This is a genomic window from Vulcanisaeta distributa JCM 11217, from assembly GCF_001316005.1.
In the GTDB taxonomy this organism is placed as follows: domain Archaea; phylum Thermoproteota; class Thermoprotei; order Thermoproteales; family Thermocladiaceae; genus Vulcanisaeta; species Vulcanisaeta distributa_B.
Window position 1 is genome coordinate 134,313 of the sequence record NZ_BBBJ01000001.1, and the last position, 22,594, is coordinate 156,906.

Annotated in this window: 33 protein-coding genes and 3 pseudogenes; 22 read left to right on the forward strand and 14 right to left on the reverse strand. The window is 44.8% G+C overall.

Translation table 11 applies throughout. The features are described 5' to 3' along the window. Positions 1-66: 66 nt before the first annotated feature. Positions 67-723: a hypothetical protein gene (locus JCM11217_RS00795; protein WP_054841756.1), complete on the reverse strand. Its 657-nt coding sequence runs from the start codon at positions 721-723 to the stop codon at positions 67-69. Between the two features lie 126 nt (positions 724-849). On the opposite strand from JCM11217_RS00795, the gene JCM11217_RS00800 reads away from it, so the two are divergent. After that, positions 850-1,056, forward strand: a complete 207-nt coding sequence (locus JCM11217_RS00800) for a hypothetical protein (RefSeq protein WP_054841757.1) — start codon at positions 850-852, stop codon at positions 1,054-1,056. Here JCM11217_RS00800 and JCM11217_RS12245 read toward each other — a convergent pair. Together JCM11217_RS12245 and JCM11217_RS12250 are read right to left on the reverse strand one after the other, a co-directional pair. Beyond that, a complete protein-coding gene (locus tag JCM11217_RS12245; RefSeq protein ID WP_243677886.1) occupies positions 1,022-1,378 on the reverse strand; it encodes a helix-turn-helix domain-containing protein in 357 nt (118 codons plus the stop codon). The genes JCM11217_RS00800 and JCM11217_RS12245 overlap by 35 nt on opposite strands. Continuing rightward, positions 1,375-2,007, reverse strand: coding sequence for an NAD(+)/NADH kinase (locus JCM11217_RS12250; protein ID WP_243677887.1), 633 nt, complete (start codon positions 2,005-2,007; stop codon positions 1,375-1,377). Before JCM11217_RS12250 ends, JCM11217_RS12245 begins: the two co-directional genes overlap by 4 nt. Positions 2,008-2,101: 94 nt before the next feature. On the opposite strand from JCM11217_RS12250, the gene JCM11217_RS00810 reads away from it, so the two are divergent. Next, positions 2,102-2,353: a hypothetical protein gene (locus tag JCM11217_RS00810; RefSeq protein ID WP_243677888.1), complete on the forward strand. Its 252-nt coding sequence runs from the start codon at positions 2,102-2,104 to the stop codon at positions 2,351-2,353. Positions 2,354-2,439: 86 nt separating this feature from the next. On the opposite strand, the gene JCM11217_RS00815 is transcribed toward JCM11217_RS00810, so the two are convergent. Together JCM11217_RS00815 and JCM11217_RS00820 are read right to left on the reverse strand one after the other, a co-directional pair. Beyond that, complete coding sequence (locus tag JCM11217_RS00815; RefSeq protein WP_243677889.1) at positions 2,440-2,898, reverse strand: hypothetical protein; 459 nt, start codon at positions 2,896-2,898, stop codon at positions 2,440-2,442. Between the two features lie 45 nt (positions 2,899-2,943). Beyond that, entirely contained in the window at positions 2,944-3,219 is a 276-nt protein-coding gene (locus JCM11217_RS00820) for a DNA-directed RNA polymerase subunit L (RefSeq protein ID WP_013605457.1), read from the reverse strand. Between the two features lie 224 nt (positions 3,220-3,443). On the opposite strand from JCM11217_RS00820, the gene JCM11217_RS12255 reads away from it, so the two are divergent. From JCM11217_RS12255 to JCM11217_RS00830, 3 genes are all read left to right on the forward strand, one after another. Beyond that, on the forward strand, positions 3,444-3,932 hold the full coding sequence (locus JCM11217_RS12255) for a hypothetical protein (RefSeq protein WP_243677890.1): 489 nt from the start codon (positions 3,444-3,446) through the stop codon (positions 3,930-3,932). After that, positions 3,884-4,480, forward strand: a complete 597-nt coding sequence (locus JCM11217_RS12260; RefSeq protein WP_243677891.1) for a hypothetical protein — start codon at positions 3,884-3,886, stop codon at positions 4,478-4,480. Before JCM11217_RS12255 ends, JCM11217_RS12260 begins: the two co-directional genes overlap by 49 nt. 267 nt (positions 4,481-4,747) lie before the next feature. Then, positions 4,748-5,119, forward strand: a complete 372-nt coding sequence (locus JCM11217_RS00830; RefSeq protein ID WP_054841759.1) for a hypothetical protein — start codon at positions 4,748-4,750, stop codon at positions 5,117-5,119. 198 nt (positions 5,120-5,317) lie between these two features. On the opposite strand, the gene JCM11217_RS00835 is transcribed toward JCM11217_RS00830, so the two are convergent. Together JCM11217_RS00835 and JCM11217_RS12265 are read right to left on the reverse strand one after the other, a co-directional pair. Further along, the gene (locus JCM11217_RS00835) at positions 5,318-6,079 is read right to left on the reverse strand and encodes a CBS domain-containing protein (RefSeq protein WP_243677892.1); all 762 of its coding nucleotides are present in this window, start codon (positions 6,077-6,079) and stop codon (positions 5,318-5,320) included. Positions 6,080-6,147: 68 nt separating this feature from the next. Continuing rightward, complete coding sequence (locus JCM11217_RS12265) at positions 6,148-6,480, reverse strand: CBS domain-containing protein (RefSeq protein WP_243677893.1); 333 nt, start codon at positions 6,478-6,480, stop codon at positions 6,148-6,150. 76 nt (positions 6,481-6,556) lie between these two features. On the opposite strand from JCM11217_RS12265, the gene JCM11217_RS00840 reads away from it, so the two are divergent. From JCM11217_RS00840 to JCM11217_RS00875, 14 genes and pseudogenes are all read left to right on the forward strand, one after another. Continuing rightward, positions 6,557-7,015: a RecB-family nuclease gene (locus tag JCM11217_RS00840; RefSeq protein ID WP_054841760.1), complete on the forward strand. Its 459-nt coding sequence runs from the start codon at positions 6,557-6,559 to the stop codon at positions 7,013-7,015. A 44-nt stretch (positions 7,016-7,059) separates the two neighbouring features. Next, entirely contained in the window at positions 7,060-7,263 is a 204-nt protein-coding gene (locus tag JCM11217_RS12270) for a hypothetical protein (RefSeq protein ID WP_243677894.1), read from the forward strand. Next, positions 7,173-7,454, forward strand: a complete 282-nt coding sequence (ndhC, locus tag JCM11217_RS12275) for an NADH-quinone oxidoreductase subunit A (protein WP_243678025.1) — start codon at positions 7,173-7,175, stop codon at positions 7,452-7,454. The genes JCM11217_RS12270 and ndhC overlap by 91 nt, the downstream gene beginning before the upstream one ends. 5 nt (positions 7,455-7,459) lie before the next feature. Next, positions 7,460-7,702: a hypothetical protein gene (locus JCM11217_RS12280; protein WP_243677895.1), complete on the forward strand. Its 243-nt coding sequence runs from the start codon at positions 7,460-7,462 to the stop codon at positions 7,700-7,702. Then, positions 7,699-7,854: a hypothetical protein gene (locus JCM11217_RS12285; protein ID WP_243677896.1), complete on the forward strand. Its 156-nt coding sequence runs from the start codon at positions 7,699-7,701 to the stop codon at positions 7,852-7,854. Before JCM11217_RS12280 ends, JCM11217_RS12285 begins: the two co-directional genes overlap by 4 nt. Next, positions 7,821-8,498 carry an NADH-quinone oxidoreductase subunit C gene (locus JCM11217_RS12290; protein WP_243677897.1) on the forward strand — a complete coding sequence of 226 codons (678 nt, stop codon included), beginning with the start codon at positions 7,821-7,823 and terminating at the stop codon, positions 8,496-8,498. The genes JCM11217_RS12285 and JCM11217_RS12290 overlap by 34 nt, the downstream gene beginning before the upstream one ends. A 44-nt stretch (positions 8,499-8,542) precedes the next feature. Next, positions 8,543-8,719, forward strand: coding sequence for a hypothetical protein (locus tag JCM11217_RS12295; RefSeq protein WP_243677898.1), 177 nt, complete (start codon positions 8,543-8,545; stop codon positions 8,717-8,719). Then, positions 8,716-9,249 carry a hypothetical protein gene (locus tag JCM11217_RS12300; RefSeq protein WP_243677899.1) on the forward strand — a complete coding sequence of 178 codons (534 nt, stop codon included), beginning with the start codon at positions 8,716-8,718 and terminating at the stop codon, positions 9,247-9,249. Before JCM11217_RS12295 ends, JCM11217_RS12300 begins: the two co-directional genes overlap by 4 nt. Next, entirely contained in the window at positions 9,246-9,920 is a 675-nt protein-coding gene (locus JCM11217_RS12305) for a hypothetical protein (RefSeq protein ID WP_243677900.1), read from the forward strand. The genes JCM11217_RS12300 and JCM11217_RS12305 overlap by 4 nt, the downstream gene beginning before the upstream one ends. A 203-nt stretch (positions 9,921-10,123) precedes the next feature. Then, positions 10,124-10,597 carry a PaREP1 family protein gene (locus JCM11217_RS00860; protein WP_054841761.1) on the forward strand — a complete coding sequence of 158 codons (474 nt, stop codon included), beginning with the start codon at positions 10,124-10,126 and terminating at the stop codon, positions 10,595-10,597. Between the two features lie 158 nt (positions 10,598-10,755). Further along, positions 10,756-11,733, forward strand: coding sequence for a DNA double-strand break repair nuclease NurA (locus JCM11217_RS00865; RefSeq protein WP_243677901.1), 978 nt, complete (start codon positions 10,756-10,758; stop codon positions 11,731-11,733). Next, entirely contained in the window at positions 11,730-11,870 is a 141-nt protein-coding gene (locus JCM11217_RS12310; protein ID WP_243677902.1) for a hypothetical protein, read from the forward strand. The genes JCM11217_RS00865 and JCM11217_RS12310 overlap by 4 nt, the downstream gene beginning before the upstream one ends. A gap of 55 nt (positions 11,871-11,925) precedes the next feature. Next, a complete protein-coding gene (locus JCM11217_RS00870) occupies positions 11,926-12,345 on the forward strand; it encodes a hypothetical protein (protein ID WP_054841762.1) in 420 nt (139 codons plus the stop codon). Positions 12,346-12,386: 41 nt separating this feature from the next. Then, a pseudogene (locus JCM11217_RS00875) lies at positions 12,387-13,719 on the forward strand (cyclic 2,3-diphosphoglycerate synthase). Here JCM11217_RS00875 and JCM11217_RS00880 read toward each other — a convergent pair. The 3 genes from JCM11217_RS00880 to JCM11217_RS00890 form a co-directional block, all read right to left on the reverse strand. Beyond that, positions 13,712-14,344 carry a pyridoxamine 5'-phosphate oxidase family protein gene (locus JCM11217_RS00880; protein ID WP_054841763.1) on the reverse strand — a complete coding sequence of 211 codons (633 nt, stop codon included), beginning with the start codon at positions 14,342-14,344 and terminating at the stop codon, positions 13,712-13,714. The pseudogene JCM11217_RS00875 and the gene JCM11217_RS00880 sit on opposite strands and share 8 nt — an antisense overlap. 60 nt (positions 14,345-14,404) lie before the next feature. Then, positions 14,405-15,076, reverse strand: a complete 672-nt coding sequence (locus JCM11217_RS00885; protein ID WP_054841764.1) for a phenylalanine--tRNA ligase beta subunit-related protein — start codon at positions 15,074-15,076, stop codon at positions 14,405-14,407. Positions 15,077-15,275: 199 nt separating this feature from the next. Further along, positions 15,276-15,740: an exosome complex RNA-binding protein Csl4 gene (locus JCM11217_RS00890; RefSeq protein ID WP_243677903.1), complete on the reverse strand. Its 465-nt coding sequence runs from the start codon at positions 15,738-15,740 to the stop codon at positions 15,276-15,278. 249 nt (positions 15,741-15,989) lie between these two features. Between JCM11217_RS00890 and surE the strand changes: the two are divergent. Then, positions 15,990-16,770 (forward strand): annotated as a pseudogene (gene surE / locus JCM11217_RS00895) (5'/3'-nucleotidase SurE). Positions 16,771-16,892: 122 nt separating this feature from the next. Next, a pseudogene (ileS, locus tag JCM11217_RS00900) lies at positions 16,893-19,924 on the forward strand (isoleucine--tRNA ligase). Here ileS and JCM11217_RS00905 read toward each other — a convergent pair. Continuing rightward, positions 19,918-20,490: an ASCH domain-containing protein gene (locus tag JCM11217_RS00905; RefSeq protein WP_054841765.1), complete on the reverse strand. Its 573-nt coding sequence runs from the start codon at positions 20,488-20,490 to the stop codon at positions 19,918-19,920. The pseudogene ileS and the gene JCM11217_RS00905 sit on opposite strands and share 7 nt — an antisense overlap. A gap of 57 nt (positions 20,491-20,547) precedes the next feature. On the opposite strand from JCM11217_RS00905, the gene JCM11217_RS00910 reads away from it, so the two are divergent. Next, positions 20,548-20,874, forward strand: a complete 327-nt coding sequence (locus JCM11217_RS00910; protein WP_054841766.1) for a hypothetical protein — start codon at positions 20,548-20,550, stop codon at positions 20,872-20,874. Positions 20,875-20,907: 33 nt separating this feature from the next. Here the strand turns inward: JCM11217_RS00910 and JCM11217_RS00915 are convergent, their stop codons facing one another. The 3 genes from JCM11217_RS00915 to JCM11217_RS00925 form a co-directional block, all read right to left on the reverse strand. Next, complete coding sequence (locus JCM11217_RS00915) at positions 20,908-21,186, reverse strand: ATP cone domain-containing protein (protein ID WP_054841767.1); 279 nt, start codon at positions 21,184-21,186, stop codon at positions 20,908-20,910. A 66-nt stretch (positions 21,187-21,252) separates the two neighbouring features. Then, positions 21,253-21,948 (reverse strand): hypothetical protein, encoded by a 696-nt coding sequence (locus JCM11217_RS00920; protein ID WP_054841768.1) that lies wholly within the window; start codon positions 21,946-21,948, stop codon positions 21,253-21,255. After that, on the reverse strand, positions 21,945-22,577 hold the full coding sequence (locus tag JCM11217_RS00925) for a Clp1/GlmU family protein (protein WP_243677904.1): 633 nt from the start codon (positions 22,575-22,577) through the stop codon (positions 21,945-21,947). The genes JCM11217_RS00920 and JCM11217_RS00925 overlap by 4 nt, the downstream gene beginning before the upstream one ends. Between the last annotated feature and the right edge of the window lie 17 nt (positions 22,578-22,594).

Here is a 22,594-nt window from a genome sequence, read left to right on the forward strand (position 1 = left end):
CCGGTTGCCCTTTGTCATAAATTAAGTTATTATTTGGCTATTATTTTAAAATTTACTATTTTGAATTCAATCGCCAATCATTGATTTCTCCTCAGCGGTGACCTCCTCCTCTGAGTCAACGTGTAGTCTCCTTGTTTGTATTCCATCAGGTGTTAATAGTACCATCTTTACCGATGCTCCATCCTCGCCAAACCTCGTTAAGTACCTAAGAAGTACCTTGTTTGCTAGGACTATGCCTATGTGCTGTGTCTTACCATTTAGCGAGACGCTTTGGTGGTAGTGCCAAATCTCCTTCTTAGTTATTATATTGAATTGCTTAACTATGGAGTCCTTATAATCATCGAGGACTAGGTTATAAATGCTTAATACCCTCCATATCCTCTTCGTCGGGTTTATCTCCCCCCCGTAAATCACCACGACAGGTCTCTCGGTCTTCTTATCCTTAACCCTTGACTGATAAATTGCCGTTATTACGGGTTTCGAATCGAGCATTAGTAAATCCTTAATTGGTTGCCTATACCTAATTACGGCGGCCATGAATGGCATTAATAGTCTAAATCTAAACTCCACGCCATTCGGTATCTTCACACTGTCGAAATTACAGTTATAGCAGTGAATTCTCACGATGGCCGGTGATGGTTCTATTAACCTCCTTATGAAATCCTGACCTTCCTCAATGAGTTCCTCGTTGTTCACCTTCTTAGATTCATCATTAATAGCCATCAATATTCTATCACCTTTAGAATTTATTAAATTTATGGTTCATAATGATAATACTGTTCTATGGAAAATATGCAGATTTTGCACCTTACAAACTACTTTTTAATTGATTCACGAATTAATATTTGTATGGTGGAGTACGAATTAAGGAGGTACATAACCCATGGTGAAGTAATAATGTGGCCTAGATTAATCGTGAATATTAAGGATCACGTAAGGATAATACTTATCACCAACATATCAAGTAAGGATGAGGTTAGGAGCATTAGGTGTTCAAGGATTGAATTAATAAGGCACAGACCTATTGCCCAGTGGGCTTCAGGGAATATACAATAACCTCCTTATTACCCCTAATAATTACCTGTCTCTGAATCAAACCCTTCCTAATTAGAATGTTCAACGCATTCCTAACAGTCCTACCTGGTAACATCGTCTTCTCAATAATCTCCTTCTGCGTTAATTGACCCTCATACTCAAGGATCTTAAGTATGAACTTAGCACTTGGTGGCAAATCCATGTTAGCTAATAAACTTATCTTCTTCTCGTAGCGCCCAATGGCGCTTGAGACCTCACCAATCCTAATGAGCTTGAGAGGCTTTCCAGATGTTATCTTAACCTCATTACCTACGTAGGTCCTAATACTACCATCAATTATCACCTCAACCTAGACCTGGAAATCAAGTCCCTTATTGCGATTATAGAGTCACTGGGCACGATTACCGGCACGCGGGCTAGGTTCGTACTATTAACGGGCACAATCTCAAAGACCTGGGCCCTCGAGTGTATTAATGGGCCTCCCGCCGACATGGCATATGCCGTGGAGCCCGTGGGCGTCGATATTATTAGGCCATCGGCGACATCATGCCATAGGTACTCATTATTCACGTACAGGCTATACTCAAGAGTTATCGCGCTCCTAGCCGGGAAAATGGCAACCTCATTTATTGCATTTGGTAGTTTCTTCCCCTTCACGTTCACAGAAAGCCTGAGTATCTCCTCAACATCGTAATTACCACTCATTATCGTCGATAGGGCCTTATCCAGGTTTGCGATATCCACGGAATTCAGGAAGCTCAGTCCAAAACCCACGGTGAGGACTGGTCCCTCCCATGAATTCAATTTATGAAGGTTCATGATTATGAACCTGTCCGTCCCAACAATGCCTATAACATCGTAACTACCAACATCATCGCTCAGCTCAGTGACTACGTTAAATGATGAGTAGTTATTAATTAACTTCTTAACCTCATCAACAACGCTAGGCATCGTTATCAACAGACCTCTCATCTTTGTTAATTATAGAATGCTACAGGAATTTATTTTTTACTATGATCACCTAGGTAATGTATGCCTTAAAAATGCGAGTAATTACTCATGCAGGATGCTAACAATGATTGTGGGTGTACTCGGACTACTATTCATCGCAATAGGCTGGGTACTCGCACTAGGTGATGTGCCACCGCTTAGGTTAACAATACCATACCTAATAGGCAGCGCCCTACTGACGGCGTACTCAGCACTTAATTGGAACCTCATATTCCTAGTACTAAACGGCGCCGCGACAATCCTATCAGCCATCAATTTAATAAGGAGGGTTAGAATGGGTAAGGTTAATGTTGAAGATCATGGATAACGCCATAAGCTCAAGCACCAAATCGCCCTTTGCAACGTATATATCGCCACCATTACTTAGTAATAAGGTTATTGATGAATCAAGAATCAACGTCCCCCCCTAGCAGTACCCCCCCTACCTAACGCTACCGCGCATCTGCCTTCACTAGTATTTAGTGCCGCGATTGTATATATCGAACCCGGGATTACCTGATCCTTAACAATTACCTCAGTCACGCCAATAGCGCTGACCACCTCGGCTTTAACAAAGCCTAACAATGATAACGCCTCATCAACACTCCTCGCATTACCAATTCTCTTAACGAGACTTATTACGGCCGATAATACGCCCCCCCTCGCAGTACCCCCCCTTTGAATAGGTATTGCCCCCCCTCCATAAGGTAGTAGGGATAAGACGACGGAGCCTTTAACCGTGCATGGCTTACTCACGGAAATTATAACACTACGAGGAGACACATTACAATCATTAACCCTAACGATATCCTCACCTAACTCCCTAACCACATCAACCAACCATTGAGGCGGTTCGCCAAATACATAAATCAATTATGGACCACCACCCTCAACTATTTTAATCGCCCCCCCAAGCATTTACGGTGATCCTAAGAATCCCTTCTCTAACTCCTCAACGTCCTTCAATATTTCATTTACCGCCTCCTTAATAACATCAAGCGGTGGCTTCCCCTTAGTCTTTATCCTAAACCGAACATTCTGAGTCAATGGGTGGTCTACATCGTACATCGCATACTCAACATCGGGCCTCTTAAGTAGGTACTCAATTAACGGCGCAAACAACGTATACGTCTCACCCTGCACCACAGCCTCCAGGTAATTGTCCTCAGCCTTAACAATGCTTATCTTAATCACGAAAACAATGTGGAATAGTAGCAAAATAAAAGCTTTAGCTCTAGCTTAAAAATAATACATTGAGCGAATAACAAAGTGATGACAACCCCCGGAACAGACCAATGAAGAATTCACGTACCGACTGACCACGCCTAACCCAGTTTTATGAGTTCATTGTTTGCTTTGTCAATTCATAACTTAGGAACACTTAATTGCATCTGCTTACTAGTTCCTGCGAATGGTTTATGCTTATTCGTGAGTTGAGGAGGGGGGGCGGTACCCGTGGCTCTGAGTATGCCTACGTTCTCATTGGTAATGAACTTGTTCATGTCTCTGAGGTTGGTAAGCTTGTTGGGCGTGGTGATGATGAGTACGTATATGAAGTACCGAGCAATGTCTCGCCTTGGATATACATATTCCGCTTCAGCAGGAGTGGTTATGGTAGTGTCGCTAGATGTCTATCTAGTAGTTACGTGGATATGGTAGATTATACAAAGTGTGAGAGTAAGGCTATCGAGGATGCGGTAAATAATTGGCTGAGCAATGTTAGCTTCAGAATTAGAAATCCCGAGTTGAGGGACTTACTGAGTGAGTTATTTGGCGAGTTCGTGACGATGGCTAATGAGGCAAGGAATTATTGGAGGTCAGTTAATGGTGAATTGAGCTTCATGGGTCATGCCTCTAGGTGCATGAATTCTTCACTGACCCGAGGATTTACTACTTCACGGAGTTAAGCATACCGAGTGATGCCGGTAGGGTTAGAGGTGTTAAAACAACAATGTCCCTAATCTACGAGAATTGGGTAGCCACAAAAGTCGCCGAGGCATTGGGTACGAGGAGGTTGATAAGGAGGAGTTGGGAGACGATTGAATCATTTGTCAATAGACCAGTAACTATTTGGTTTGAGCAGGGTGGTGAAACAAGCTTCGCAATACTCGACACGCCACATGGCGAATTTACAATGTGGCTAGAATTCCAGGTAAACCCAGCCATTCATGTATTTCTGGATGCCAATATTGTTCGTGAAAGCGGTAAGTTAGTGTTTGTTAGACCATCAGGTAGAAGGGCTGTTAGGCCTGACATCATTGTTGTTAGGGGCAGGTTTGACAACGTCACCGACCTCATTAAGTCGGATAAGGAGATTGACCTGCTGATTGAGTGTAAGGCATTACCCTATGGAAATTGGGAGAATGATATTAACGAGCAAGTCATACAATATATTAAGCAGTTCAGCCTAGGAGGGCAATACTCGTTACACGCTATACCGTGCCGAATAGCGTAAGAGAGAAACTACGTAACAACGGAATTGACACGGCAGAAGACGTAAGACCAGGAGGGGGCAGGTGTTGCCAAGCTTATGGAGTTAATTAAGGGTGTTGATACGTAAGTGTACGGCATTGCAATGCTTTAATATGGGTCTCTTTGTTTTCTTTTGTATGCGTTTTCGTACTTTGGTTTTGATTTTTATGGTTATTATTGTTGTGGCCCTGGTCCTCGTGTTTTTGTACCCATACATTACCTTTAAGCCTCCTGAGCTCGTCTCGGCTAATTGGGGGGTGTTTCGAGCCAGAGTTCGCTGGTTGATGCTGTTATTTACTTCAACCTGTGGCTTGAGAATCCAAACCCGTATGCAATAAGTATTGTTTCATCAAGCATCACCGTGTCGTATGACAATGGCGTCACAGTAAGCCTACAGCCGGAGTACCTGCCGGTTGAGATAATGCCTCACTCGATTAATGTCACGGCATACATGGGAAGTATATCATTAAGCCAAGCAGCCCAGTTCGTTCTCTCACCACCAACCAGTTATGTAGTCACTTGGCAAGCAACAGTACAGACACCACTCGGCACGAAGACGGTAACATGCACAGCAACGACATACATACAAACAAACCAAACAACACAAACATGCACAGGCTGAATAATTAGAAATTAGAAATAAGACTGAAGTTGATTGACAGTGCATGAAGTTGGTGCATGGGTTAGGAATTAAGGTAATGAGGTCTTAATGATTATCATGCTTGTTTTGTGAAATGTAGTGATATTCTTTTGTTATGTGTCAGTCGTTGGCGAAGTAATCACCAGTCATTAAAGGGTGCATTCATCATGGGCAAATTAATTACTCGCTGGGTGGTCCTCCGCGTAGTCTTCCTCTCCTCTTTATGTCCCTTGTTCTGTTTATTTCCCTTTCGATTCTCTTGATTAGGGTTTCAAAGGCGTACCTAACGGCGTTTACTGGGTCCCAATCAACCTCGTTGACCGTGTACGTATTTGCGTTGTCCTTAAGCATTATGTGGACGGAGTACTTACTCCTCTTCTCCTCACCTCCCCCCCTCTCATACTTCTTAATGTTTATCTTCATGTCAATTACGTTAGTCATCCTATTAATCTTAGCGATATAATTCGAAATCACCTTCTCAACTAGTGGCTTAGCATCCTCATCAATCTCAGTGAGCTTTGCCTCAACAGGTATCTCCTCGTAGGGTTTAAGCACAGCCCTTATTACGTCGTAGCTCGAAACAACACCCACCACGGACTCCCCCCCTGAAACCACGGGCATTCCCGAAATGCCCTTATCAAGCATTAAATTGACCGTCGTGTAAACATCATCGACTTCATTAACGGTTATTACCGGAGTAGTCGCTATCGCCTTTACAGGGGCCGCGAGTATGTCGTCCTCGGTACCGACAACGTCACCCCTCCTGCTACGCCGTGGTATTGACGCATAGTATAATCGCTCAACTATGTCGCGCATTGAAACTATGCCGTAAAGCTTCCCTGAATCAAGCACCGGTAGGCGTGTTATTCCATGCCTAATCATGAGCCACTTAGCCCTCGCCACGGCCTCATTGGCGTCAATCGTAATTGCTGGCTTAGACATCACCGATGAAACCGACGTGCGAGGCAGCATCTTATTATCAAGTAGGTACCTCAATATCTTCTCCCTTGTCAGGATGCCGACAAGCTCATGCTTGAGTCAACCACGGGTATCGCCCTAACCCTCAGGGTTAATATCTTAGTCATTGCCTTAACGAGGTCCGAGTCCTGGCTTACTGAGTATGGTGGTGACATGGCGCTTGAGACCTTTGATCTAAGGCTAATCCTTCTCTCAAGCAAATCCCTGTAGCTTAGTACGCCCACTAATTTGCCGTTCTCGTTAATGACTGGGACAACCCAAGCTTTATAATCCCTCATGTCCGAAATTATCTTGGAAATAATGTCCTTGGGCTTTGCAATAACTACTACGTTATCCATGAGTTCACTGACCAGTGGTGTACTCATCAGGAAGTTGATTTGTAAGGCCCTTTAATAATTTAATTGGGTTATAGTTTTATAGGAGGCGCTGGGTTGTGGCGTGATGGATTGTCAGCAAGCCGTTAACAACGTAATACCCGTAATCCACAACCCAGCCAGTGTGCAGAAATTACTGGATGCGGTGAAGGTCTCACTTGGCTTTGGCTTGAAGACCATAGTGGTCACCAAGGCCGTGGGTACCGCAGCCCAGCAGGGCGTGCCTGAGGCCTTTAGGCTTGTGCTCAGGTCTGGGGCCACATTGATCGTACTGCCCGACATTAAGGATGCTGTTGAGCTTCTTCACCCAGACTCTGTATACTTCTTGAGCACTAGGGGGGGTGATTCCATGGGAGATGAGATTAGGGGGGGTAGGGCGTTGATCGTGATTCAAGCGTCTGATCAGCCATTTACGCAGAGTGAGTTGAGTTTGGGTCGGCAGGTTAAGGTTATTGGTAGGGATGTGGGTAGCACGGCACTGCTAACACTGGCACTTAATAAATTGCTTGGGCAGTGTGTTGAATGAGGTTATTACTTAAAAATGTCTCATTACTAGTTCTTTCGGTCACGATGTCAGCCTTCATTGATGCATTGGCAATACTGATAGTGATTGTAATAATAGCCTTGATAACCGATGCCGCGATAATGTACGTATCAAGAGACTTGCCGCAAGAAACCCAAATATATCTAAGCTCCAGAGGTATGAGGCTGGCAATCCACCGGTTGGTGAGGCTAGGTATGTCTTCCCAATACAGTACGTGGGCTTCCTACTAATGTTCCTGGGTATGGAACCCATAATAGTAATATTGTTAATACTATCGTCAGCCGCCGTAATCGCGCTACCAATAACCTACATAATATTGGCAATACTCGTAATAACCCTGCCAAGCATCTATGTTGGTTATAAATACGCGTTAAAAATGGCGTATCCCAAAGAATTTATAAGAAGGTCAAGCGGTGGGTGACGCAGATGTCACTTGACAAATATTTAGAGCCCTACAAGAAGTGGGGCACGAAGTACTCCCTATGGCCGATACATCTCGTTACTGCGTGCTGTGGTGTTGAGATGGCGCATACCTGGAATCCGGCATATGATGCGGAGAGGCTTGGTTCATTACCATGGCATGCGCCAAGACAGACAAACCTAATCCTTATTGAGGGTACAATAACCTTCAAGATGGCCAGGTCCTCAGGTATATTTGGGAGCAAATGAGTGATCCTAAGTACGTTATTGCCATGGGCTCCTGCGCCGCCGAGGGAGGTATATTCTGGAATAGCTACCACACCGTACCCGTCAGTAAGATAGTACCCATTGATGCCTACGCGATCGGTTGCCCACCACGCCCGAGGCCGTTATCCAAATGATTAGGATTGTTCAGAGGAAGATAGAGACGGGCGAGGCCAAGGCCAATGTTAAGCCAAAGACGATTGACTTAACGAAAATATTCACACCATCACCAACTAAGCAACCTGCACCAAACCCACCGCACAGGATAACCCCCCCCAATCCACACATACCCATTTGCCAGGAGAAGAAGGTGGAGTGGCCCTTCGGTTATGAATTAATAAACAATCAATTAATGCCCGCACTCAAGGAATCGGCTAAGAAGATCGTTGTAACTGACGTTAATAGAATATGCGTTGATGCAGAACCCAATAAGTTAAAGGATGCCGCATTATCGTTGTCAAAGCTTGGCTTTGACCATGTTAAGTCCGTCAATGTCATTGACGCGCCTCACGAGAATAAGTTCTACGTTGAGTACTGGATCTCAAGCTACAGTAAGAAGGAGTTAATGCCGGTACTCATATCATTAACGACGGAGATACCCAGGGACAATCCCAGGGTACCAAGCCTAATTGATATTTGGCCGAGTGCGGACTACATGGAGCGTGAAATGTATGACTTCTTCGGCGTTTGGTTTGAGGGTAACCCATGGATGGGAAAGAACTTCCTACTTGACCCAGACACCCCCCTGTTAAGTTCCCGCTTAGGAAGGATGTACCAATAGTTAGGGAGTTCTACATAGTCGATAGGGAATTCCCAGGACTACCGGTGGCACCACCACAGCCGAAACCGACTGCTGCACCGCAGAAACCAGTCCAGGCACCAGCCCAACCAAAGCCTGCGCAGCAAGCTCCACAACCAAAGCCCACAGAAGCTGCACCGCAATCAAAGCCAGCTCAGGAAAAGCCAGGTGAGGGTAAGCAGGAGGTGGGTAGCACCGGGTGATTGGCATGGGTAGTAATGAGAGGTATGCTGAGCTGCCCGTTAGGATGGAGGTGCCTGAAGAGTTCGTTAGGAACTTTGTGCCGATACCAAAGGAGTACGTTGAGGAGGCATATAGGAGTGATGAGTACCTGGTCTTCATAGGTCCTCAGCACCCAGGTAGTGGGCATATGAGGATAATACTTAGGCTTAAGGGTGATTACATAGTTGATGCAATACCGGATCCGGGCTATGTTCATAGAGGCGTTGAGAAGCTCGCCGAAACTAGATTATACATTCACATATTGCCGCTGATTGAGAGGCCCACGATTCAGGACTCGGCAAACTTCGACCTCGGCTACTCACGTGCAGTGGAGAAGTTGGCTGACTTAGACGTGCCTAAGAGGGCCCAGTACATTAGGGTTATATTGGCCGAATTAAGTAGGATAGCCACGCACCTATACGATACAGGCATATTGGCAGTATTCATTGGTCACAGTACGGGCTACATGTGGGCCTTTGGACTTAGGGACGTGATTAATGAGGCTTCGTGAGAATAACAGGTGCAAGAACAACACTTAGCTATACAGTGCCGGGTGGTGTTAGGTGGGATGTTAAGCCCGATGTCCTCAACTTCGTATATGAATTAACGAATTACCTGGAGAGGAAGATGAAGGATATGGAGTCAATATTCGTAAAGAATCCAGTGACGATACATAGGCTTAAGGAGGTTGGTGTACTAACGAAGGAGGAGGCAATCAAGTATGGTTTGGTTGGCCCATTCCTTAGGGCATCTGGTGTTGAGTATGATGTTAGGAAGGTTGAGCCATACGAGGTTTATAATGAGTTTGAGTGGGACATACCGGTGGCTGATGAGGGTGACTCATATTCTAGGTTCCTGGTTAGGGTCGAGGAGATTAGGCAGAGCATTAAGATAATTAGGCAGGCTGTTAAGAACATACCAGACACACCAATATTAAGCGAGAAGATATTATCAAGAATACCGCCGAAGGATAGACCACAGGCAGCCAGGGACGTGAGGACATTCTTAACGAAGACTCACGTTGGATTAACGCCGGGCGCTGGCGAGGCAACAACATTGACAGAGGCCTCAAGAGGACTCCTTCTATTTACGTTAATATCTGACGGGCATAGCAATGTGCCATATAGATTAAGGATGGTTACACCATCATGGTTACTACTCAGAGGTTCATGGAAGCACTAAAGGGCTATAGGCTAGCTGATGTACCGGCCATATACGGAAGCTTCGGCTACTTCCCACCGGAGGCTGATCGATGATTATGAAATTAAGTCATTAAGTCATTTGATAAGGTTTACAAGTCAGTTTCATTGACATAGGTAGTATTAATGTTGTAATAACGAAGTGTAACTTTATTAGGTATTTTAATGATGTATTGGTGATGTAGTATGGAGGAGTTGATTAAGGTCGCTAGGGAGCGTGGTATCGATATTGAGGACTTGATAATAAGTGCGTTGTCAAAGATTGATCCTCAGGAAGGGCTGAGGATAAGGATGGAACTCGCCAAGAGATATCTAAACGAGATGGATGAGTACTTAAGAAAGGGTGATGCTGTTCAGGCCAGTGAGAGGCTTTACAAGGCTGCTGAGGAGTGCGTCAAGGTTTTGGCTGAGAAACTCAACATACCTGAGTATCAGCAGGCTATAAGGGAGGGTAGGTGGTATACTTACTTATTAACGAGGGCTGCTGGCACGCTTTCCACGAGATTGGGTGATTGGGTGTCTAACGGATGGAGTAGTGCCTACGTGTTACATGTGTGGGGGGGTTTTCATGAGGCTAAGTTGGGTGTGAATGATTTAATGCCATACATTGATAAGGTTAGGGCATTAGTTAGAGAGACCGAAAATGTATTGGGTCAGTAAGGCCCAGGAAATAATTGCAGACCTTGCTCATTAGTGCTTTATATACCTACCTGTAATCATACTTTGAGATGCTACCTAGTGACTATGGGCCTGGGGGATATTGAGTTTTGGATTGAGCCCCCCCATTACTACTTTCTATACAATCTGATGTTAAGAAAATGCTTGATGAAGGCGTTGATTCACAGGTACTCGTCCTGGTCCGTGAGTTGAGGAAGGTCATTGAGAATAAAGGATTAATTAAGGGCATTGGTTCATCAACAAAGACCTTCAATGCCTATGCGATTGATTCGAGTTATCCAACGCCACCTCTTGAGCTTATTGGCGGTGTTATGACAGTACTCTCCTATGGCTATGTTGGTTACCTCAATGGCTCTTACGATAGATACATGACTGGCGAGGTTGTTTTTGAGGATGTTGGTGAGTTTGAGAGGGTAATTACGAGGAGGGCCCAGGTTAGGGAGAGGGAGTTGGCAATTAAGCTTCTTCGCGAGAAGACTAAGGGCAGGAAGGGTGTTGACTTAGTAATACTTGATGGTGAAATACCGGTACACCCGCTGCCGTATAACCTACCTGTTGAGGGTGGTGTGCTTGCTCGCGTGACTAACGTGATTGGCGACTTACTTGATCTGGCCATGAAGACTAAGACCCCCCCAGTGGTTGGTGTTGTTAAGAGGGTTAGGTCTAGGTTCCTATCGGTACTAGTTAATGAGTGCTTGCCGATGAATGATAAGCTCATTGCAAGCCTAGTCCTAAATAATGGTGAGTACATTGTGCTTGGGAGTTATGGCGATATCCTTCCTCAGTGGGTTAAGATAAACTATAGTGATTGTGAATTAAGGAAGAGGTGTAAAGGTTCAAATTGTAACGATGTTAAGGAGTTAATGAATAGAAGACTTAGTGAGGGATTGGCAAATCTCGATAAGGTATTTAGTGGCTCTGATCATCCTGGTCTGAAGATGCTGCGGGACATATACGTGGTGTTTTATAAGCCACGTAATGGCGCACCTGCGGTTAAGCTAGAAATTTTCAATCCAAATAATGGAGTGAGTATTGAGGAATTAGTGGCTTATCTTGAGTCTCAAACAACCGATACTGGTTACCCCCCCTTCCTACTTGATAGGTTGATGAGTATGTGAGGCTTGATCCCAGGATACTGGATTATGTGAGGAACTTGATAATTAAGGGCTCAAGGGATTTAAACCCAGCCCTATTAACGATGCTTCAGCTAACTAATCCGCAGAAGGCTTACCTTGTGAGGAGGCTTGAGGCGTGATTTCTTACTGCAGTGAGCTATCTTTAATAATGCTGGAGAAACCACTCATTTTGTAATGAGGATTGGCATTAAGATGATGGGCTTGATAATAAAGGTTTCGGTATTTCTGTCATTGGCAATAACCGCGGTTATTGGTATGAGGTTTGTTAATCCAATCTTTGCGCCGATAATAATACTTACGCTACTCATACTGATAATATTCCTTAATAAGGTGATAAACAGAAAAATATCTAATATGTGGGGGGGTCCGCAGTTAGTAAGTATTGATAATTACACGATTTATGAGAAGGGCATTTACATAAAGCCTATGGACATTTTCTACCCATGGAGTGAATTAATTACGGTGCGCAATGAGCAATCAACGCTGACATTCGTGTTTAATGATGGCACGGAAATTTCATTATCGGGAAGCATTATCGAGCATTTACAGGGTTGTCCCTGTATTAATAGAATTGATAGTGTAGTGGGTAAATAATAAATAGTACTGACTCAGCACTAAGGAGCGGTGATTCCTCATTGCGGAGGGTAATAATACTGGGTGCGGGCGGTCGAGACCTGCACGTATTTAACATGTACTTCAGGCATAATCCGGAGTATAAGGTTGTGGCTGTCGCCCAGGTTCAAATACCGGGTATTGGTGGCAAGCGCTACATAAAGGGTGCCGGAGATCTCTATCAACCAGGTGGTATACCACTCATTGGCCTTAAGGATCTTGAGGATCTCGGCCGCTTAATAAGGGATTTAGGCGCTGATGAGGTTATTCTAGCCTACAGCGACTTGCTCTATAACGATGTGGGTAGGATAATAAGTATTGTGCTGGCTAACGGTGCGAGCTTTAGAATTCTTGGTCCTAGGGATACCATGATAAAGTCCTCAAAGCCCATGATAGGGGTAGTGGCCACTAGGACTGGTGCCGGCAAGTCAACGGTATCTCATGAAGTAACGCTCGAACTCGTTAAGAGGGGTTTGAAGGTTGCTGCGATTAGGCATCCAATGATTTACATGAACCCTGACGACATGATGGTACAGATCTTCAGGACTAGGCAGGACTTGATGAAGATCACGTTCGAGGAGAGGGAGGAGTATGAGCACTATGTAGATATCGGTGTGCCGGTACTTGCTGGTGTTGATTATGAGATGATACTTAATGAGGCTGAATCCATGGCAGATGTACTACTATGGGATGGCGGAAACAACGACTTCCCATTCTACTACACGGACTACCTAATAACGGTTACTGACGCCAGAAGACCAGGGCATGAGATTGGGAGCTTCCCGGGCGAGGTGAATACAAGGCTTGCCGATGCTGTAATTGTGACTAAGGTTTCGGACTCAACCCCTGAGAATGTAAGGACCATAATCAATAATATAAAGGCTGTTAATCCAAGGGCGTCAATAACGCAAGCAGATCTCGAGGTATACCTAGAGGATCCAAATGCTGTGTCTGGCAAAAGGGTAGTGATAATCGAGGATGCGCCGACGGTAACGCATGGCGGCTTACCATACGCGGCGGGGGGGTACATAGCAGCTAAGAAGTATAATGCCGAGATAGTGGATCCTAAGCCTTATGCCGTGGGCATAATAAAGGAGACCTACGCAAAGTACACGCACATGGGGGGGCCCGTACTACCAAGCCTAGGCTACACGCCAGAGCAGATTAGGGATTTGGAGGAGACAATAAGGAGGATACCCGCTGACGTAGTTATTATGGGTACTCCAGCCCGCATCGAGGATGTGGTTAAGATCGATAAGCCCATCGTTAGGGCTCGGTGGAGGCTCAAGGTTCTTGAGGGGGCCAACGGTAAGTCAATTAATTGATGAATTCCTTGAGCGTGTAAGGCTTAAGTAGGTTTACGAGATGCGATCAAGTCCATCAAATATTTTGGTATTGGTTTATTATTCGTACTTATTGGCATGCCATAATTCATGATTATTGGAATTATACCCTCCCAATGCCTATCACTACTAATGACCGGCCCACCATCCCTCTTCTTAATTGCAAAGTCCTCAATCTTAATCCTAACAACGGCCACCGATTCCAACTCATTAGTTGTTGGTAACTCAGTATCGTTTAGCCTGCCAGGTACTAATCGATTAATTAGTAATTGAAATACACGGAGTTTTTCGTTTGAGTCGTTAATGAAGGATCCCCCCCTGCCATATATGATGGCTGATTCATAATTTATCGAATTACCGCATAGATTGCTCGAGAGCACTATACCATGAACCTCAGTAACCGCTATCACAATCGGAGAACCACTACCGATTATCTTAATCAACCTGCTGTCTGGTGAACCATGCATGTATATGTATTGATCATCATTAACATAAAGCATTGGTATTACGTATGGTTCACCCTCATCAATAAAGCCCACATGGCATATGAAATTCCTACTCAGTAACCTTATGAGTTCATCCCTATCATAAGAGGCTCTCTCGCTGTACCTCACTACCCTGACCTTACGGGTACACACGTGTTATTCGTAATTAAATAGTTATTTAGCATTACAGTATTATATCCGCCTCATCCCTGATTACGACAGGCTTCGTATGGGCACCCCCCCTCCCAAGTATTTAGTTGCTAGATCAATGATAAACTGAGCAGATTCGATTAATCTCTCATCATCTACTCCAGGAACGCCTGCCGTCACTATTAATACATTCTTTGTTTCGGGCCTTATTTTCGTAGTTTCAGAGTCCCTATATGGATAGACATGGAGTATTAAGCCGTCAATTGTTGATAGAATTATCTGATTACTGCTAAGGGTCTTCTGCGGTGAACCAATCGGGTTGAAGATTTCCCCATCCCTGGCATAGCGAATAATGAGGTCCTTACCGCCAAAACTATCAATGTCATAAAGCCCAATTGGTACTAAGTATCTTATGCTCGCAACATTGCCGATATCGACCACCGGATTAATCCTCGGCAAATCCTCGCCCCTAAGAATTCTCCTAAGTAAAGCCTCCTGGGCGGGTCTTTGCTTCGTTGGGTCTATACCAAGTTCATGCCAGTAGAAGTCCCTGTAATACCTAATGATTGGGTCATCCTTAAGCTTATCAAGGCTATACTTCGACCTAACCTCCTTAACTACATCATTGATTATAACTAATAACTCACTTGGGTACTCTCTATTCTCAACATTACGCACAATGCCAACACCAACGAAGACCTTACCCCTGAGCTTATCATCTATTGAGAATTTCACATGATACGCGGTAATCCGCGGTATTAATACTTTTACCCAGGTATCAGCTCTGGTGCCAGTCTTCACTGTTCAGAAATACCAGTCATCATCACTGAGGCAATATCAATTAAGGAAGTTTTTAATACCTACCTCAACGCATTTAATACGGTGATGACCACCTCGACCCCCTGAGCAATGAGGAGTGGTATTACGACTGACCTCAAGCCCAGTACTCAACAAGGCTAACCTTACGCCTAACCACAGCACCACAATTAGGGCATTGAAGCAACTCTCCACCCTTCCACTTCAATGGATGACCGCACCTAGGGCACTTGGCATAAACCACACCAAGCTGCGCATCCCTTAGGGTCAATGTATACGGTGGATCCCTCGATATTACCTTCGCCCTAATTATATCGCCAACCCCAAGAACCTCACTGGCACCGCTGGGTTTTCCATTTAATAGTTGGGATGGAGGTACTATACCTGTCACGTCATCCTTTAACACCACCTTATTGCCATTATTTTCAACACCAATTATCTTCACAATGACAACCCTATCATTTGGCATTGCCACAACCTTACCATAAACAATATCGTTTACTTTCAATAATGAATTACTACTCCTTATTGGCTTAACGCTGATAACATGCTCCCTATCATTACGTACGACTATCCCCCCCATAACCTGAGCCCTTAATTTACCATCCGCATCAACCTCAACATTCTCCCCCCCGGCAAGTACTCCTCAGCAACGCCAACAACATCTCCTGGAGCAACAATCTCCATACCCATGGCTCATCCACCACTCAAGCCCTGACTTATAGTCCTTGACTAATGAGCACGAAACCCTTTATAAACCTATACCCTAAAAGCCATTGTGGTTAAGATACTCGTAACAAACGACGACGGCATATACAGCCCAGGGCTCAGGATGTTGTATGAATACGTAAAGGATCTAGGCGAGGTATACGTTGTGGCTCCAGAAACGCCTAAATCGGCCTCTGGTCTTGGCATAACCCTTCATAAGCCGCTTAGGGTCTCTGTGATGGACCTTTGTGGCTTTAAGGTGTATGCGACTTCAGGTACTCCGTCTGACACAATATACTTGGCGGCCCTAGAGATAACGGGTAATGTGGACCTTGTCCTCTCTGGCATAAACATTGGTGATAATACTTCGATGCAGGTAATACTATCGTCAGGTACTCTTGGTGCTGCCTTTCAGGCGGCGCTGCTTGGTATTCCGGCTATTGCGTATTCTGTTGATGTTGAGAGTGGTGATGAGCTTGAGGGTAATGAGGAGCTTGAGCCCGTGCTTAAGGCTATAATTAGGGAGTCGGCGTTGTTCGTGCTTAGGCATGGCATGCCTAGGGGTGTTGATGTAATTAGTATAAACTTCCCGAGGACCGTTAGTAGGGATATTAGGGTTAAGCTTGTTAGGGCTTCGAAGCTTAAGTTCTCTGAGAAGATTGATGTTAGGGTTGACCCGCGTGGGGGGTAAGTATTACTGGCTGTTTGGTTCGTTACTTGAGCCTGAGGAGAATACGGACACCTACGTAGTGCATAGGGAAGGTAATATTGCACTTACGCCGCTTACGCTGGATATGAACGCCATAGGGCCGCGCCAGGATGTTGATGTGGATAGTCTCAATAGGCTTGTTAGTGAATTAAATGCGGTATTACTACGTTTCCGAGATTTGGGAAATAGAACTTAGATGTAACGTTGTACAATTAATGTATTCACGGTGCTGACGGGTAATCTTATTAATGAATTGATGAGAATTTATGGTAATGACATTGCGTGAAATTTTTAAATACTTAATATAGCTTATGACGGGTGTCCGTTATTGATTCACGCTTCACCCTGGAGACGCAATTCGATGTGAAAAGAATTGAGGAGGTTGTTAGGCAGTATTGGCGTGAGGCGAACATTGAGGGTAAGTGGCATGAAGGACCTGAAAACGCCAATAAGTGGTATACGTTCCTCGAGGGACCACCAACGACTAATGGCTTCCCACATGTTGGCCATATTAGGGGGGGTAGGACGTACAAGGACGTTGTCCTTAGGTACCATAGGCTGCTTGGTTATAGGGTTTGGGCTCAGGGTGGTTGGATGAGCAGGGATTGCCGGTGGAGATTGAGGTAGAGAAGAAGCTTGGGCTCAGGACTAAGAAGGATATTGAGAAGGTTGGCTATGATAAATTCAGCTTGAGTGCGATTCATTGGTTGATTACTACCTTGAGAAGTGGAGGGAGGTTGGGACGAGGAGGCTTGGTCTATGGTTGGACCTTGATAAGGCCTATGAGACTAGAAAGCCATACTACATAGAGCACGTCTGGGCCTTCCTAAAGAATGCCTGGGAGAAGGGATTGCTATTCGAGGACTATAGAGTGTTACCATTCTGCCAAGGTGCGAGACAGCCTTAGTGATGCTGAGGTTGACCAGGGCTATGAGGATAGGGAGGATCCGTCAATATACGTTAAATTCCCCGTTGAGGGTGCAAGCAACACTTACCTAGTTATTTGGACCACAACCCCCTGGACGCTAATTGATAATGAGGCTGTGGCCGTTAATCCCAACTTTAACTACGCATTGGTTAAGGTCAGTATTAATAACACTACGGAGTACCTATGGCTCGCTGAGCCCCCCCTTATACCTAAGTTAATGGAGAAGTTCGGTGTTAAGGATTATGAAATTGTTAGGGTTGTTAAGGGTTCAGAATTGGCTGGGACCAGGTATAGGCATATTTACATGGAGAAGGTGCCAATACATGCCAGTCACATTGATAGGCTCATTACGTGGTTCTTGCGGACTTCGTAACGCTTGAGGAGGGTACTGGGCTTGTTCACATAGCCCCCCCTGCCCACGGTCCTGAGGACTTTGAGGTTGCCAAGAAGTATGGTTTGCCTATTACTAATTCCGTGGAGATTAACGGAATATTTAATGAGAATGGCGGTGAATTCCGCGGTAAGTATTGGCTCGATGTTTCCCAGGAAGTAATTAAAGATCTGAAGGAGAGGGGCTTACTTCTTCATTACGAGACTATAGTACATGCATACCCACACTGTTGGAGGTGCGGTACACCGTTGATTTATAGGTCTGATAGGCAGTGGTTCATTAGGGTATCCGCATATAGGGATAAGCTGGTTGAGGAACTTAAGAAGGTGAAGATATACCCAGACTTCCTTAGGGATAGGTTTGATAACTGGGTTGCGAATGCCAGGGATTGGACGATATCGAGGAGTAGGGTCTGGGGTACGCCACTGCCTGTCTGGCGTTGTAAGGATGACCCAAGCAAGATTCTAGTAATAGGTTCTCTAGATGAGTTGAGGAAGTACGCCAAGTTCATACCTAATGTACCAAGTGAGATGCTTGTTCATAGGCCTTGGATTGACATGGTGAAAATAGAGACTGAAGACTGTAAGGAATGGGTTAGGGAACCATTCGTTGTGGATGTTTGGATGGATAGCGGTGTGGCCTGGATAGCCAGTATTGATGGTCTTAGGAATAAGGAGTTGTTTGATAAGTTATATCCGTATGACTGGGTTACGGAGGCGATAGACCAAACGAGGGGGGGTTGGTTCTACTCATTACTCGTTACCTCTGTCCTATGGATGGGTAGGGCGCCCTATAAGTCCATACTAATTAGTGGCCACGTTGTTGATAAGTACGGACAGAAGATGAGTAAGTCCAAGGGCAACGTGGTTTGGGCTGAGGACTTATTCAATAAGTGGGGGTGCTGACCCAACGAGACTCTACCTACTTACTAAGTCCGCTCCCTGGGATACCATGTCCGTTGATCCTGACGAGATTGCCGAGACCAGGAGTGTACTTTCAATACTTTGGAATGTGGTTAAGTTCGCGGACACGTACATGACCCTCGACAGGTTTGACCCAGCGGTGCATAGGCTTGAGGGATTAATTGATAAGGGGGGGTTGATTGAGGATAGGTGGCTACTCAGTAGGTTCAATAGTAGGTTGCGTAGGTTCATTGATTATATGAACAACATGGAGCTTCACATGGCCGCAAGGGAGTGGGTTAGCCTCATCGTCGATGACTTGAGCCATGGCTATATCAGGCTGATTAGGCGCAGGGTCTGGACTGAGGAGAGTAGGGAGGATAAGTACGCAGCCTATGCAGTGCTTTATTACGTGATTAAGGGTGCATTGATAATGGGCTCAGCCTGGTACCCCCACATAACTGAGTACCTGTGGAATGCCTTCATTAGAAAGTTTGAGAGGAATGAGTCGGAGAGCGTCCACCTCACGCTACTGCCTCAGGTAAATGAGAAGTACATAGATGAGAAATTAGAGGGTACCTTTGAGCTATTGTTTGCCATGTTCTCAGACATCGCGGAGATGAGGAATAGGATAAAGGTTAAGCTTAGGTGGCCATTGGCAAGGGCTGTTATTAAGGTTGAAAATGCCAGTAACCTGGAAATGCTTGGTCAGGTGAGGCACTTGCTCGAGTACCTCGCCAATGTTAAGGATGTGGAATTCGTGAGCAAGATTGAGCAGTGCAATGAGGAGGAGTATGCTAGGGCTCAGGGAAGGGGGGGTTACGAGATATGCCTTAGTAAGGTCATGGATAAGAAACTGTACTATGAGGCATTGGCTAGGGAGATTGTTAGGCGCATACAGACCATGAGGGCTAAGGCCAACCTTAAGGTTGATGAGAGGATAAGGGTTTACGTGAGTACGGGAAGTGATGACCTAGTATCAGCCATTAAGGAGTTTATGGGTTACATAACGAATGAGGTTAGGGCGATGGATATAGTGATTGGTAATATTCCAGCAAGCGCATTTGCCATGGATTGGGATATTGAGGATATGAAGATTAGGATAGGTATAGAACGCGTGGCTCAGTAATCCGTTATAACACCCATACGAATCAAATGCTTAAGTGCCCTCCTAACGATTCTCCTGATTACTACCCTACCCTTAAAGGAATTGAATAATTTAACCGCCACCTTACGAATACTACCCTCATTAACTAACTCCTGCAATACCCTCCTTTCCTCATCACTCATAGGTACATTATACCTAAGCGCAAGCCTGGCAATATCAACTGGGCTAAGGCCAACGGAACCATCATCTCTACGCCCAATCACTCTAGTGACCTCAAGCGTGAGTATCGTGACCCAATCATCATTAGACACATCACCATAGATATCCCTTAACTCCTCAATCAATGTCTCCCGGCTGGTGAAGCCATCAGCAATGGCATCCTCATCTGTCAACTCAGAAATCCTTTTGTAAAGAACATTCACTATGCGCGCCTTAGCAACGACCATACCGCCACTATGAATAAAGACCTCCCTGTACTTCGGCCTAATTATGCCGAGCCTAATCGTTGTGAACCTACCGTTACCCAGCTTGTCCAGGTACTTCGACTTAAGCATTAAATGCCTACCCAGGTAAACAATCCTACGCATCTTACGGTTAATGAGGGAGAGAGCACTTTTAAAAGCGTTTATTCGCGATATATACGTATGAACCTTGGGAGCATTGTTAAGTACGCAAACGCAGCCTATGCAGGTTTAATGATAGGACTAGCCGCCTACTTCGTAGTATTAATTAAGCATGGATACACGTTTGTGCCGTCAGGTTCAGTAAGTGTTTATCAACTATTCACATCAGGTGCGCTTGGGCCGTTGATGCTCGGTGTTATTCCCTGGGTCATTATGGTCATGATTATCGCGACAGTATTCATTGTCCTAATCAATATGGTTTACGAAAATAGTCTAAAGCCTAGGAGAGCGGAGAGGGAGATTGCGAAGAGGAGGGAGGAAAGGAGGAAGGGTAAGAGTAGGAAATAGAAATTTAAGGAATCACTTATTGAGACGAATCCCTCACTCAAGCTCCTTCTCTGTTAGCCTACGTTTTACGGCTCTATCAAAGACTATCCAATTCCTATACCACTCCTCATTGACCTTCTTAAGCTCGGTTAATATGGCCTTGGTTAGGTCCTTAGCCGTGACCTTATCAACATCCATGAACTGGCACTCGATCTTTCTGGCGATCCTCCTCGCTACATCGATTGGTGCGCCCGTCTTAAGTATGCTGACTATAACCTTCTCAATTATAAAATCCTCCTCGGAGCCATCCCTCTTAACTACCTTATTTACCATAGTGATTTATTAATAAATCCTTACCTAAAAATACCTTTCCCAAATAATAAACGTTTGTCTCAGCTATTACTTTTTAAGTATATTTTGTGAGGATAATAACGATTCAATCCTACCAATATAAAGCGTCTTCTCGATCTCCTCATAATTATCATTAACCCTAATCATGCCAAGCCTTATGTGGTCAATTAAATCTTCATTATTGAATGACTTGGGTATTGATATTACGGCCTTGCCCGTGTTATAGTAAATCTTACGTAGCACGCCCAATGATAATAGGTAATTATCCCTATCCTCCAGGGCCACGAGCAACCCCCTCTCCCAATTCATCGGCAATATCGCTATGTTCACATCACCTAAGCTCTTAACCTGGAACTCCTTAACATTACCTATGGCAACGGCAACCCCCCCTCCCCCCCACTGCTCAATGTAATGCAATGGTATGTTAAGACTTCTTTGAATGAGCCTCGTAATGTAATTATCATACCTCAACCCATTAAATAGCGGTAAATTCACGATAGGCTTCTCCCTCAAGTTCACACTTAATTCCCTGGAAGGCATTAAATACTTACTATAACCCATCTCTCTCCGTATCTTCCTATCATCCCTATCCCTAACCCTGGCATTAGGTGGTGATGGCAATACAATGGTATTCCTGGAAAGGCTTGCTAATTCTTTGAGTAACTCATTTACCTCATCACTACGTCTAATAACGATGATGTGATTTGCATTGGCACGTTTTATCATTTCAAGTTTAAACTTCACGGCGCGGGCTCAGAGACCCAGCCATCAGTATTAATTACTACCGTATCGACACTATAATTAAGTTTAAGCTCATTAATTAATTTCGAAATAGAATTCAATACATAATCCCATACATACTCTATACTTGTTGTCTTTACGAATATGGACCTCAAGTTCCTCAACTGCGTTAGATGTGTTATGAAGTTCGTAGCTATGGACGCCGATATTGTAGTTGGCGGTCCAATATCATTTTGTCCTGGATCACCATCAATAACCCCCCCAACCTTAAGTCCCTCCTTCACGCCCTTATTAACGAGCATTGCGGTTACTGTCGTTTTTCCAACGTCCATGGCGCCAAGCACCACTATGATTGAGTTCCTCAACTGTATGGTGGATAACTCCCTATCCCACGCATCAATCACCTCATTAGTACCGTCAATCTTTTCCATCTTTCCCTCAGGACCAAGCACAATATCTATCTTGCTCTCACTGAGTGACTTCACGATTATTCTTCTACCTCTCATTACCGTGAACGAACTACCAGGTCCATACTCAGCACCCAATACGTAGAGCTTGCCGTCGATTATTCTAACGCTTGCTGGGCCGTCAATACTCAAAAATTCATTGGGTCCCACTGATTGTATTTCCACAGTATAATTATTAATTA